We start from the raw sequence: 12,193 nt of genomic DNA, 5'->3' as shown, positions 1-12,193 counted from the left end.
CGCCGGACGCGCGGGGACCGGCGGACCCGCCCTCGACCCGCCGACGCAACCCTTACGCCTCGTGACCGTCAAAACCGGGTATATGACCGACGAACGCGACGACGACCGCCACGAGTTCTCCGCCGGGCAGGGCGTCGACGCCGGCTACGAGGAGTTCACCCTCGACCCCGAGGAGATCGACGCGGACCCGAACACGGTCGACCCGGTCGACTCCCGCGTCCTCACCGACATCATGGACAGGCGGAACGTCGAGAGCGACGCCGTCGACGTGGAGCGACTCATCGACGTGGGGCTGTCGTACATGGGGATAAACAGGTTCGAGGAGGCGACGGAGACGTTCGAGCGCGCCGCCAGCTTCGCCGAGGAGGACTCGCTGGAGGCCCAGGAGGCGTGGGTGAACAAGGGCGCGGCCCACGCCGAGCTCGAGGAGTTCGACCAGGCGATCGGCGCCTACCAGGAGGCGCTGCGGATCGACGACGACTCCGAGCACGCCGCGACCGCCGAGACCAACCTCGCGTACGCGCTCTGGGAGTCGGGACAGGGCGAGCAGGCGCTCCGACACGCCGAGCGCGCGGTCGAGACCGACCCGCGCTTCGCGGAAGCGTGGTACAACCGCGGGTTCCTGCTGGTCGAGCGCGGGCTCGCCGAGGACGCCGTCAGCTGCTTCGACAACGCGATTCGCCTCGGCTACCGGAACGCGGACGTGTTAGAGGAGAAGGCCCGCGCGCTCGAGGAGGCCGGCGAGCACGAGCAGGCCGAGGAGGTCGCCGACCGCGCCGAGGAGCTCCGCCGCGAGACCGAAGAGGAGCTGATCGAAGAGCAGACCGGACAGGCGCCCGGTCCCGGCGGCCAGCGGCGTCAGGGTGGCGCCCCGGGCGGTCGACCGGGCGCCGGCGGGCAGCCCGGCGCCGGCGGTCGCGGCGGGCAGGGCGGACGCGAGGAGCCGGAGCGGGAGCTTCAGGGCGAGGGGCCAGAGGGCTTCTGAATGCTCCTCCGCGAGCGCGAGACCGCCGAGGGGCGGCTCGTCTCCGTCTGCGACGCCGACTGCCTCGGCGAGACGTACGACAACGGGCGCGCGACGATCACCGTCAGCGAGGAGTTCTACGGCGGCGACGACGCGGTCGAGGCGACGGCCGAGGAGGTCGTCGCGGGGCTCCACCGCGCGCAGGTCGCGAACATCGTCGGCACCGAGGCGGTCGGCGTCGCGGTCGACGCCGGGCTCGTCGACGAGGAGACCGTCCTGGAGTTCGACGAGACCCGACACGCACAACTGCTCTGGCTCTGAGGTGCGCGTATGAAGCGACTCACGCGAGCGGAGCTGGCGGAGCGGCTCGGCCCGCGACCGCCCTCCGACGCGTTCTGGAACCGCGTGATCGCGGCCGAACGCGGGACGATCAGCGTCGGCCCCGAGGTCGTCGGCGACACCGACCGGCGCGCGAGGGAGAACCGGCGACGGCGCGGGGAGTCGGGCGAGGACGGCCCCCTGTCGCCCGGCGACATGATCGACGTGGGCGAGGAGTCGTTCGTCGTCGTTGGCGTCGAGGAGACGCATTCGGGCGGACGGCGGTACCGGATCGATCTGGTGGAGCCGCGGCGAGACGGGTAGCAGTGCCGAAGTGAGACCGGGGCGCCCGCGCTACAGGTCCGCGACGTCTTCGATTGCGTCGGTGAGCTCCTTGACGCTCTCGACGGTGTGTTCGCCCATGTGGCCGATCCGGAACGTCTCCTCGCCGAGCTGCGAGCCGTAGCCGTTCGAGAACGCCATGTCGTACTCCTCGCTCACCTGCTCGATGGTCGCGGCGACGTCGATATCTTGGGTGTTCTCGATGCAGGCGACCGTCTGCGACTCGTACCCCTCCTCGGGGAACATCGCGAAGTGCTCGTCCGCCCAGTCGTGGACGTACTCCATCATCTCGCGGTGGCGCTCGTCGCGGGCGCGGTGGCCCTCTTCGAGCATGTGTTTCATCTGCTTGCGGTACGCTAACATGACCGGGATCGCGGGGGTCGAGTGGGTCTGGCCCTTCCGGTCGTAGTAGTCGATGGTGCGGCGGAAGCCGCCGTACCACGAGGAGTCGCCCTTCTCGACCTCGCGGTCGTAGGCGTCGTCGCTGACGACGCAGACGGCGAGCCCTGGCGGCATCGCGAACGCCTTCTGGGTCGACGCGAAGATCACGTCGATGTCGTGTGCGTCGATGTCGACGTGGTCGCCGCCCAGCGCGGAGACGGCGTCGACGACGAAGTACGTGTCCGGGTACTCCGCGACCACGTCGCCGATCTCCTCGATGGGGTTGCGGACGCCGGTCGACGACTCGTTCATCACGGTCGCGACCACGTCGTAGTGTTTGTCCGACGATTCGAGGTGCTCGCGGATGTCCTCGGGCTTGACGGCCTCGCCCCACTCGTACTCCAGCCGGTCGACGTCTTTGCCGAGCCGCTCGGCGACGTTGGCGTGGCGCTCGCTGAAGCTCCCGCAGGTCGGCACTAATATGTTCTCGTCGACGAGGTTCAGCGTCGACGCCTCCCAGAACTCGGTGCCGGAGGCGGTGAGGATGACGACCTCGTTGTCGGTGCCGAGGAACGTCTTCGTGTCCTCGACGATGGTGGTGTACAGGTCGGTCATCCGGTCCATCCGGTGGCCGAACATCGGCTCCGCCATCGCCTCGATCACGTCGTCGCGGACCTCTGTCGGGCCGGGGATGTACAGCGTCTTGTCGTCGTAGTCGTCGCGGTATTCGCGTTTCTTCGTCACGGGATCCACCTGATGGATCGTACCGCGTCGTCCGGGGGTATGGACTTTGTGATACGTTCAAACGAGGCGGTCGTCACGTCGACACGGATCGCTCCCCGTTCCGGAGACGGTGCCGTTGCCCGGATCAACCGGGTTTATACGACCAGAGAAGAGAAGAACGGTATGACACACGCCCGGAGAGTCGCAACCGACCGAGGTGGTCCGCAGTGAGCGGCGACGAGGAGTTGGCGAAGGACCTCGGGCCGCTCGCGGCGCTCACGATCGGGATCGGGACGATGATCGGCGCCGGGATCTTCGTGCTCCCCGGCACCGCGGTCGCCCGCGCCGGCCCCCTCGCGGCGTTCACGTTCGTCCTCGGCGGGGTAATCGCGCTGTTCACCGCGCTGTCGGCCTCGGAACTCGGCACGGCGATGCCGAAGTCCGGCGGGGCGTACTTCTACGTCAACCGCGCGCTCGGACCCATGTTCGGCTCGATCGCCGGCTGGGCCAACTGGCTCGGGCTCGCGTTCGCGTCCGCCTTCTACATGTACGGATTCGGCGAGTACGTCAACGCGCTCGTCGGGCTCGAACCGGTCGGGCTCGGGGTGGTGACGCTGGAGGCGGCGCAGGTGATCGGGCTCGCCGGCGCCCTCCTCTTCATCGCGGTCAACTACTTCGGCGCGAAGGAGACGGGCGGCCTCCAGATCGTCATCGTGATGTCGCTTCTGGGGATCCTCGCCGTCTTCACCGTCGTCGGCCTGCTGAACGCCGACATGGAGTCGCTTCGCCCCCTCGCGCCGCCGGGGACGACGAGCCAGGTGCTCCCGGTGACGGGGATCATCTTCGTCTCGTACCTCGGCTTCGTGCAGATCACCTCGGTCGCGGAAGAGATCAAGAACCCGGGGCGGAACCTCCCGCTCGCGGTCCTCGGCTCGGTCGTGATCGTCACGGTCGTGTACGCGCTGTTCCTGCTGGTGTTGCTCGCGGCGGTGCCGAACGAGCTGGTCGCGAACAACGAGACCGCGGTCGTTGACGCCGCCCGGCTCCTCTTCGGCAACTACGAGGTGTTCGGCTACTCGCTGGGCGCCGTCGGGGCCGGCATGCTCCTGATCGGTGGCCTGCTCGCGACCGCGTCGTCGGCGAACGCCTCGATCCTCTCGTCGTCCCGGATCAACTTCGCGATGGGGCGCGAGAAGATCGTCACCCCGAAGCTCAACGAGATCCACGAGCGGTTCGGCACCCCCTACAAGTCGATCGCGCTCACCGGCGCGCTCATCCTCGTCTTCCTCGTCGCCGGCGGCGTGGAGTCGCTGTCGACGATGGGCTCCGTGCTCCACCTCATCGTCTACGGGCTGCTCAACCTCGCGCTGATCGTGATGCGCGAGTCGGAGGTCGAGGGGTACGACCCCGACTTCGAGGTCCCCTTCTACCCGGCCGTCCCGATCATCGGGACCGTGTCGTCGTTCGCGCTGATCGCCTACATCGAGCCGCGGATCATCGCGCTGTCGGCCGGGCTCGTCGTCTTCGCGGCCCTCTGGTACCTGCTGTACGCCCGCGGGAAGGTGGAGTCGCGGGGCGTGTTGGGGACGTGGGTCCTCGACCGCTCCGACGAGCTCCCCAAGCCCGCGGTGTCGGCCGCCACCTCGGTCCAGCCGAGCGGCGGCGACTACCGGGTGATGGTGCCGCTCGCGAACCCCGCGACCGAGGAGCACCTGATCACGCTGGCGTCGGCGATTGCCAAACAGCGGAACGGGACGGTCGTCGCCGTCAACATCGCGAACGTGCCCGACCAGACCTCGCTGGAGGCCGCCCGCGACCGGGGCGCCCACGAGTCGGCACACGAGCTGCTCGACTGCGCGAGGGACGACGCCGAGACGTTCGGCGTCGACGTGGAGACCCACGTCGTCTTATCGCACCGCGTGTTCGAGGAGGTGTTCGACGCCGCGCGAACCTACGGCGCCGACCTCACCGTGATGGGCTGGGGCGAGGACTCCCACGGGGCGCCGGGGCGCGCCGAGTCCGCCGTCGACGAGCTGGCGTACTCGCTCCCCTCCGACTTCCTCGTGTTCCGCGACCGCGGCTTCGACGCCTCGCGGATCTTGGTGCCGACCGCCGGCGGTCCGGCCTCGGACCTGTCCGGCGCGGTCGCGAAGATGCTCCAGGCCGAGTTCGACAGCGAGGTCACCCTGCTCCACGTCGCCGACGACGAGGCCGAGGGACGGGCGTTCCTCTCGGCGTGGGCCGACGACCACGGACTCTCGGACGCGACCCTGCGCGTCGAGAGCGGCGACGTCGAGGCGTCCATCGAGCGCGCCGCGCGCGACGCCACGATGCTCATCGTGGGCGCGACCGAGAAGGGGCTGCTCTCGCGGCTGGTCACCGGATCGCTCGTGTTGGACGTGTTGAACGAGGTGGAGTGCTCCGTCCTGCTCGCAGAGAAGCGCAGCGAGCGCGGGATCCGCGCCCGGCTGTTCGGCAGCGGCGCGCGCTCGAACGACATCGTCGAGACCGACGAGACGCCCGCCGACACGGGCGTCGAACCGGAGCCGTCGACGCCGGAGCTCGACGGCGACGGCGACGCGGAGAAGTGAGGTGCGAGCCGGCGGCCGGACACGCGGCTCCGGTCGGCGGGAGCGATTTATCAGTGACCGCGGAAACGGTGGATCCCCTTCAAAAGAGATGTGCGGTGGCGCGTGCCTGTGAGGCCGCATCGCGGCCGAACAGCACGCGCGAGGTCGCCGGCGCTCCGCGCCGGCTGCCAGAGGGACCTCCGGTCCCTCGCTGGAGTCGCTGGCGCCTTATAAGTCGCCAGCGACGAGGCTGGGGAGGCGTGAGGCTGTGCGGTACTGTGCGGGGCGGGATTCAAAGGGGCAGCCGTGAGAGCGGCGTACGCTCGTTGCGCTCCTCGTCACTCGCTGCGCTCGTTCCTGCGGTGCTTACGTCCCCTACGCCACTCTCACGGCTGGGGCTTTGGTGGCGTTCACCGCGGAGGTTTCGATCGCGTATCGCCGAGCGGCTGGGGCTTTGGCGGTGTTCACCGTCGATCCGCAATCAACTACTTATAAGCGATCGACGACAGCCTCTCCCTCAGACGCTTAAGCCTCGTCGGCCGCGTCCTGCGCCTCCCGGAGCGTGAACGCGCCCTCGTAGAGGGCGGTCCCCACGACGACCGCGGCCGCGCCGGCCGCCTTCAGCGCGACCACGTCGTCGGTCGTCGCCACGCCGCCGGAGGCGATCACCGGAATATCGACCGCGTCGACCACGCTCTCGACCGCGTCGCGGTCGATCCCCTCGAGCTGTCCCTCCACGTCGACGTTCGTGAAGAGGATCGCGCCGGCGCCCAGCGCCTCGTAGCGCGCGGCCGCCTCGGCGGGGTCGAGGCCGGTCCCCTCGGTCCAGCCGCTCACGACGACCTCGCCGTCCTTCGCGTCGAGGCTGACGACGACGCTTCCGGGGTGGGTCTCGTCGATCTCGGCGACGATCTCGGGCGACTCGACCGCCGCGGTCCCGAGGATCACGCGGTCGAGCCCCAGGTCGAGGAGGTCGCGCGCGCCCTCGGCGGTCCGGATCCCGCCGCCCAGCTGGAGGCCGATCCCGTCCGGAACGCTCTCGACGACCGCCTCGATCGCGTCGGCGTTGACGCGCTCGCCCTCGAACGCCCCGTCGAGGTCGACGAGGTGGAGCGTCTCGGCGCCCGCCTCGATCCAGCGGTCGGCGGCCTCGACGGGGTCGCCGTACCGCTTGCCCGTGCCGCGCTCGCCGCCAACCAGCTGGACGACCTCGCCGTCCTGCACGTCGACGGCGGGGATCACCTCGAAGGAAGGGAAGTGGCTCATACCCGGGCAGAGCCGCGCGTGCCGATTAAACCGGTCGGTTCGTTCGCTCCCCTCGGAGCCTCACTCCACCGATATCAGCAGCTGCGAGACGTCCTCGTCGAAGGCGGCGGGGTCGGTCGCGAGCGCGTCCGCCGTCTCCTCGTCCGCCAGCTCCGTCACGACCGTCTCCGCGTCGGCCAGGTCCGGGAGGGCGTCGTCGATGACCTCGATCAGCGGGTCCGTCGGGTAGGCGCCGCCCGCGACCAACACGTCGGTCCCGTCGTGCCAGACGCCCAGCCGCGACTCGATCTCGACGGGGTCGCCGAGACTCGTCGTCGACCCGTCGGGGAGCGGGACTTCGCCGTCGAAGGCGTACTCCCCCTCCAGCCGCCACGCCGTAGCGGTGTGGCCGCTCCGTACCGTGGTCGTCCCCTCGTCGACGATCTCCACGTTCTCGATGCCGCTGTTCCGGAGCTGCGAGCGGAACGCGTCGACCGCGGCGGTCTCCACCTCCTCCATCAGCCGCTCTCGCCCGACCTCGGCCGGGAGGCTGTCGATCGCCGGCCGGACGTCGATCCGGGTGGCGAAGAAGACCACCGGCGACCCGCTCGCGTCGAACGTCTCCGCGAGCGCCTCGGCGACGTCGACGTACTCGTAGATCCGCGTGTGTTCGAGCGCGGTCACCGTCACCGGCCCGTACGACTGCTCGAACACCGTGCTCTCGGACTCGTCTATCTGTCGCCAGTCGTCGATCCGGTCGCTCGTCACCGTCGGCGCCGGCACCGGCCCGTCGCGCCCGCCGAGACAGCCCGCCAGCCCCGCGACCGCGACCGCCGCGCCGCCCGCGAGCAGGCGCCGCCGCGTGACGCCGTTTCCGGCCCCGATCGGTCCGTCACGGTCCCCGATCGATCCGTCACCGCCACCGGTCGAGCCCTCATCGCCTTCGATCGACTTCGGCGTCTGCCGTCCGGTCGGCTTCTCGTTCATGGAACGACGGAGGTCGGGACGCGGTATATCGGTGTCGCCGGCGCTATCGAGGCTGATACGCCGCCTCGTTGGTGCGTTTCGCTCCCGTCGCTCTCGGCGCCGCTCCCGACCTCGACCCTCCGCCGCCGACACGGATCCCTTATGTAATCACTGGGTGTAACTACTCGGTAATGACCGACGACGACGCGACCGAGACGGACCGGCGCGACGCTCCGGACGACCGGCAGGCTGATTCCCTCGATACCGCTTCCGGACTCGCCGGCGGACGCGGCGGGCGCCCCACGCGGCGCCGGTTCCTCGCGCTCGGCGGCGCGGCGGGGGCCGTCGCGCTCGCGGGGTGCAGCGCCGAGCCGACGGACGGCGGGGACGGAAGCGACAACTCTGACGGCTCTGACGGCTCCGACGGCGAGGACGGCGACGACGGCGACGACGGCGACGACGAGGAGACCCCCACGCTGACGGTCGCAACCTACGGCAGCTTCATCGACGCGCCGTCGGTGAGCCCGGGCGAGTGGCTCAAAGAGGCGTTCGAGTCGCGCGTCGACGCCGAGCTGGAGTGGGCGACTCCGGACAACGAGGTGAACTACTACGTCGAGCGCGCGGGCTCCGGCGTGTCGATCGACGCCGACCTCTACGTCGGGCTCACCACCGAGGACCTCGTGCGCGTCGACGAGGCGCTCGACGACGACCTGTTCGCCGAGCGCGGCGAGATCGACGGGTTCGGCGACGTGCGCGACGGGCTGCTGTTCGACCCGTTCGACCGCGCCGTCCCCTTCGACACCGGCTACGTGAGCCTCGTGTACGACGGCACCGCGACCGAGGCGCCGGAGACGTTCGAGGGCCTGCTCGACGACGAGCACGCGGGCGCGCTCATCGCGCAGAACCCCGGCGGCTCCTCGACGGGACGGTCGTTCCTGCTCCACACGGTCCACCGGTTCGGCGACGGGCCGGACGGGTCGGTAGAGGGCGGCGACGGCGACGCGGACTACGACTACCTCGACTACTGGGCGGAGCTGCAGGACAACGACGTGCGCGTGCTCGGCTCGTGGGACGACGCCTACACCGCCTGGAGCAACGGCGAGGCCCCGATGGTCGTCTCCTACTCGACCGACCAGGTGTTCGCGGACATGGAGGGCGAGCCCCTCGAAGAGCACCAGATCCGGTTCCTGAACGATCAGGCGTACGCCAACCCGGAGGGGATGGCCGTCTTCGCCGACGCCGACGAGCCCGAGCTCGCCCGCGAGTTCATGTCGTTCATGCTGGAGCCGGACGTGCAGGGCGAGATCGCACAGCGCAACGTCGCCTTCCCGGCGACCGACACCGCGGAGCTCCCCGACGACTACGCCGACCTGGCCCAGGAGCCGGCCGAACCGGTGACGTTCACGTACGACGAGCTCCAAGGCTCGGCCGGTGAGTGGGTCGAAGACTGGGAGCGGCAGTTCGCCGGGAACTGACGGCGGCGTGTCGGACGCCAGCCGCGGCGCCGCTTCCGGCGGCGCCGACGACTCGCCCGCGACCCGACCCCTCCGCGAGCGGGTCGCCCGACGCCTCCGCGGGCGCCTGCTGACCGCGCTCGCCGTCGTCACGAGCGCCGTGCTCGTCGCCGCGTTCTACTACCCGGTCGGCACCGTCCTGATCGAGGCGGTCGTCGTCGACGGCGTCGCCACCCTCGCCGTGTTCGCCGAGCTGCTCCGCGACCCCTTCTACTTCGGGGAGCTCGCCCGCCTGTTCGCGGGCGAGTCGCCGCTCGCGGTCGCGCGCGCCCTGCTCGGGCCGGACCGCAGGCTCGGGATCGTCGGCTTCACCGCGTACCAGGCCGCGCTGTCGACGGTCGCCAGCGTCGCCTTGGGGCTCCCGGCCGCCTACCTCCTCGCGCGCTTCGAATTCCCGGGCCGGCGGACCCTGCGGTCGCTGACGATCGTCCCGTTCGTGCTTCCCTCGATCATGGTCGCCGTCGGCTTCGTCGCCACGTTCGGCGCCAACGGGACCCTCAACCGGGTCCTCGGCGCGCTCGGCCTCCCGCCGGTCGACCTCATGTTCACGCTTCAGGCGATCGTGATCGCCCACGCGTTCTACAACGCGCCGCTCGTCGCTCGCGTGACGACCGCGGCGTGGGAGTCGGTCGACGCGAGCGCGGTCGAGACCGCCCGGAGCCTCGGCGCGGGACCGGTCCGGGCGTTCTTCGACGTGGTCGCGCCGCAGGTGTACCCCGCCGTGCTGACGGGCGCGGCGCTCACCTTCGTGTTCACCTTCGGAACCTTCCCCATCGTCCTCGCGCTCGGCGGGTTCGAGCTGGCGACCGTCGAGGTGTTCGTCTACCGGCTCGTCCGCGACCTGAACTACGCGGAGGCGGCCGCGCTGGCGATCGTCGAGCTCCTCATTTCGCTCGGAGTGCTCCTCGCGTACCTGCGCTACGAGGCGCGCAACGCGGTCAGTTCACGGGGCGTGCGGCCGCTTCCCCGGAAGTCGCTGCTCCCCGCGGCGCCGACGGCGCGGGAGGTCCTGCCGCGCGCGGGCCTGGCCGTCTACGCCGCCGTCGCCGCGCTCCTCTTTCTCGCGCCGCTCGCCTCGATGGTCCTCGCGAGCGTCACGGGCGGGGACGGGGCGCTCACGCTCGACCACTACCGGTTCCTCCTCGACCGCCAGCGCACGGGGGCGGCGTTTCAGGTGCGGCCGTGGCCGGCGATCCGCAACTCGCTCGCGTTCGCGTCGGCGTCGACCCTGCTCGCGCTCCCGATGGGGGTCGTCGTCGCGGTGCTGACGACCCGCCGGTACCGCGGGCGGAAGCTGGTCGACGCGGCCGCGATGGCTCCCCTCGCCGTCTCCGGGATCGTCGTCGGGCTCGGGCTCCTCCGCGGGCTCGTCTTCGGCGTGGAGATCGCGGGCTGGCGGTTCGCGGCGACCGGCGCGGCCGCCATCGTCGTCGCGCACGCGGTCGCGGGCTACCCGTTCGTCGTCCGGACGGTCGCGCCCGGGCTGGAGGGGCTCGACCGTTCGCTGATCGAGTCGGCGCGGGCGCTCGGCGCGTCGCGGGCGCGGGTGATCCGCGACGTGGAGCTCCCCCTCGTCTGGCCGGGGGTCGTCGCGGGCGCGGCGTTCGCGTTCGCCATCTCGATCGGGGAGTTCACGGCGACGGTGGTGCTCGCGACCGGCGCCGACGCGTACACGATGCCGGTCGCCATCGAACGGTTCATCGGGCGCCGGCTCGGACCGGCGACCGCAATGGGCGTCGTCCTGCTCGTGGTGACCGGGCTCAGCTTCGTCGTGATCGAGCGGCTCGGAGGTGAGACGCGTGGGCTCTGAGCGGGGCGCCGACTCGACGGACGCCGCCGGCGACAGCGACGGGGCTCCGTCCGACGACCCCCCGGCCGTCGAGCTCGACGGCGTCACCAAGCGCTACGGCGACGCCGCCGCGGTCGACGACGTGAGCCTCGCCGTGCGCGAGGGGGAGTTCTTTACGCTGGTCGGCCCCTCCGGCTGCGGGAAGACCACGACCCTCCGGCTGATCGCGGGATTCGAGGAGCCGACTACGGGGACGGTCCGCTTCTCGGGCGAGCCGGTCGCCGGGGTCCCCCCGGAGGACCGCGACGTCGGCGTCGTCTTCCAGAACTACGCGCTGTTCCCGCACATGACCGTCGGCGAGAACGTCGGGTACGGACTCAACTTCGCGGACCCGCCCGAGGGAACGAGCCGCGACGAGCGCGTCGCCGAGCTGCTCGAACTGGTAGACCTCCCGGACGCCGCCGACCGCGACCCCGAGAGCCTCTCCGGGGGGCAACGGCAGCGCGTCGCGATGGCCCGCGCGCTCGCGCCCGGTCCCGATCTGCTCCTCTTAGACGAGCCGATGAGCGCGCTCGACGCGCAGCTCCGCGAGCGCCTCCGGGTGCAGGTCCGGCGCATCCAGTCGGAGCTCGGAATTACCACCGTCTACGTCACCCACGACCAGGAGGAGGCGCTGGCGATCTCCGACCGCGTCGCGGTGATGCGCGACGGGCGCCCGGAGCAGATCGCGCCCCCGCGGACGGTGTACCGGGAGCCGTCGAGCCGCTTCGTCGCCGAGTTCGTCGGCGACAACAACGTCTTCGCGGGACGGGTGGTCGACGTGGAGGGGGGAGGGGGCGAGGACGCCCCCCGGACCGTCGGCGTCGACGTCGGCGGCGAGGTGCTGCGGGTCGAGGCGGACGAGAGGGTGGCCCCCGGCGACCGTCTCTCGTTCTGCGTCCGCCCCGAGTACCTGCGGATCGGCGAGGGCGAGAACCGGGTCCGCGCAACCGTCGCGAGCGCGGAGTTCCTCGGCGAGACGACCCGCGTGACGCTCGACTGGGGCGGGCGCGACCTCGTGGTCCGGACGCGCGACCCGCTCTCCGGCGAGGTCGTCGTCGGCTTCGATCCCGAAGACGCGCACGTGATCGACGGCGACGAGGCGTGACGGACGACGATTTATAACTGAACGAGGCGGTGGCGCGCGCCTCCGAGCGCCCTCTTAAGGGCGCGAGGAGCGCCGCGCGAGGGAGTCAGTCGCCCGGAGCGACGCGGAGGGCGACTGACGAGGCTGGGGAGGCGTGAGGCTGCGGTTGCGGTCGGGTGGGACTCAAAGGGGCAGTCGTGAGGGCGGCGTAGGCGATGTAAGCACCGCAGCGAAGGAGCGTGAGCGACTGAGCGA

10 protein-coding genes are annotated in these 12,193 nt (G+C 71.0%); 7 read left to right on the top strand and 3 right to left on the bottom strand.

Going from position 1 to position 12,193, the window contains the following annotated elements:
- Positions 1-82: 82 nt before the first annotated feature.
- The 3 genes from JIN95_RS06470 to JIN95_RS06460 are packed head-to-tail and all read left to right on the top strand — an operon-like array spanning position 83 to position 1,606.
- The gene (locus tag JIN95_RS06470; RefSeq protein ID WP_095636975.1) at positions 83-985 is read left to right on the top strand and encodes a tetratricopeptide repeat protein; all 903 of its coding nucleotides are present in this window, start codon (positions 83-85) and stop codon (positions 983-985) included.
- On the top strand, positions 986-1,285 hold the full coding sequence (locus tag JIN95_RS06465; RefSeq protein ID WP_095636976.1) for a DUF424 domain-containing protein: 300 nt from the start codon (positions 986-988) through the stop codon (positions 1,283-1,285).
- 9 nt (positions 1,286-1,294) lie between these two features.
- On the top strand, positions 1,295-1,606 hold the full coding sequence (locus JIN95_RS06460; protein ID WP_095636977.1) for a hypothetical protein: 312 nt from the start codon (positions 1,295-1,297) through the stop codon (positions 1,604-1,606).
- Positions 1,607-1,636: 30 nt separating this feature from the next.
- On the opposite strand, the gene JIN95_RS06455 is transcribed toward JIN95_RS06460, so the two are convergent.
- Entirely contained in the window at positions 1,637-2,749 is a 1,113-nt protein-coding gene (locus JIN95_RS06455) for an alanine--glyoxylate aminotransferase family protein (protein ID WP_200530847.1), read from the bottom strand.
- A 206-nt stretch (positions 2,750-2,955) separates the two neighbouring features.
- On the opposite strand from JIN95_RS06455, the gene JIN95_RS06450 reads away from it, so the two are divergent.
- Entirely contained in the window at positions 2,956-5,319 is a 2,364-nt protein-coding gene (locus JIN95_RS06450) for an amino acid permease (protein ID WP_200530843.1), read from the top strand.
- Between the two features lie 504 nt (positions 5,320-5,823).
- Here JIN95_RS06450 and hisA read toward each other — a convergent pair.
- Together hisA and JIN95_RS06440 are read right to left on the bottom strand one after the other, a co-directional pair.
- Positions 5,824-6,564: a 1-(5-phosphoribosyl)-5-[(5-phosphoribosylamino)methylideneamino]imidazole-4-carboxamide isomerase gene (gene hisA, locus JIN95_RS06445; RefSeq protein ID WP_095636980.1), complete on the bottom strand. Its 741-nt coding sequence runs from the start codon at positions 6,562-6,564 to the stop codon at positions 5,824-5,826.
- Between the two features lie 60 nt (positions 6,565-6,624).
- Positions 6,625-7,530: a hypothetical protein gene (locus JIN95_RS06440; RefSeq protein ID WP_234699168.1), complete on the bottom strand. Its 906-nt coding sequence runs from the start codon at positions 7,528-7,530 to the stop codon at positions 6,625-6,627.
- A gap of 170 nt (positions 7,531-7,700) precedes the next feature.
- On the opposite strand from JIN95_RS06440, the gene JIN95_RS06435 reads away from it, so the two are divergent.
- The 3 genes from JIN95_RS06435 (at position 7,701) to JIN95_RS06425 (ending at position 11,959) form a co-directional block, all read left to right on the top strand.
- Positions 7,701-8,984 (top strand): thiamine ABC transporter substrate-binding protein, encoded by a 1,284-nt coding sequence (locus tag JIN95_RS06435; protein ID WP_200530841.1) that lies wholly within the window; start codon positions 7,701-7,703, stop codon positions 8,982-8,984.
- 106 nt (positions 8,985-9,090) lie between these two features.
- Positions 9,091-10,833 (top strand): iron ABC transporter permease, encoded by a 1,743-nt coding sequence (locus JIN95_RS06430; protein ID WP_234699300.1) that lies wholly within the window; start codon positions 9,091-9,093, stop codon positions 10,831-10,833.
- Entirely contained in the window at positions 10,814-11,959 is a 1,146-nt protein-coding gene (locus tag JIN95_RS06425) for an ABC transporter ATP-binding protein (protein WP_200530839.1), read from the top strand. The genes JIN95_RS06430 and JIN95_RS06425 overlap by 20 nt, the downstream gene beginning before the upstream one ends.
- Positions 11,960-12,193 lie beyond the last annotated feature (234 nt).

The organism is Halorubrum sp. LN27 (genome assembly GCF_016635065.1).
Classification (GTDB): domain Archaea; phylum Halobacteriota; class Halobacteria; order Halobacteriales; family Haloferacaceae; genus Halorubrum; species Halorubrum salipaludis.
This window is presented reverse-complemented; position numbering and strand designations above follow the sequence as displayed.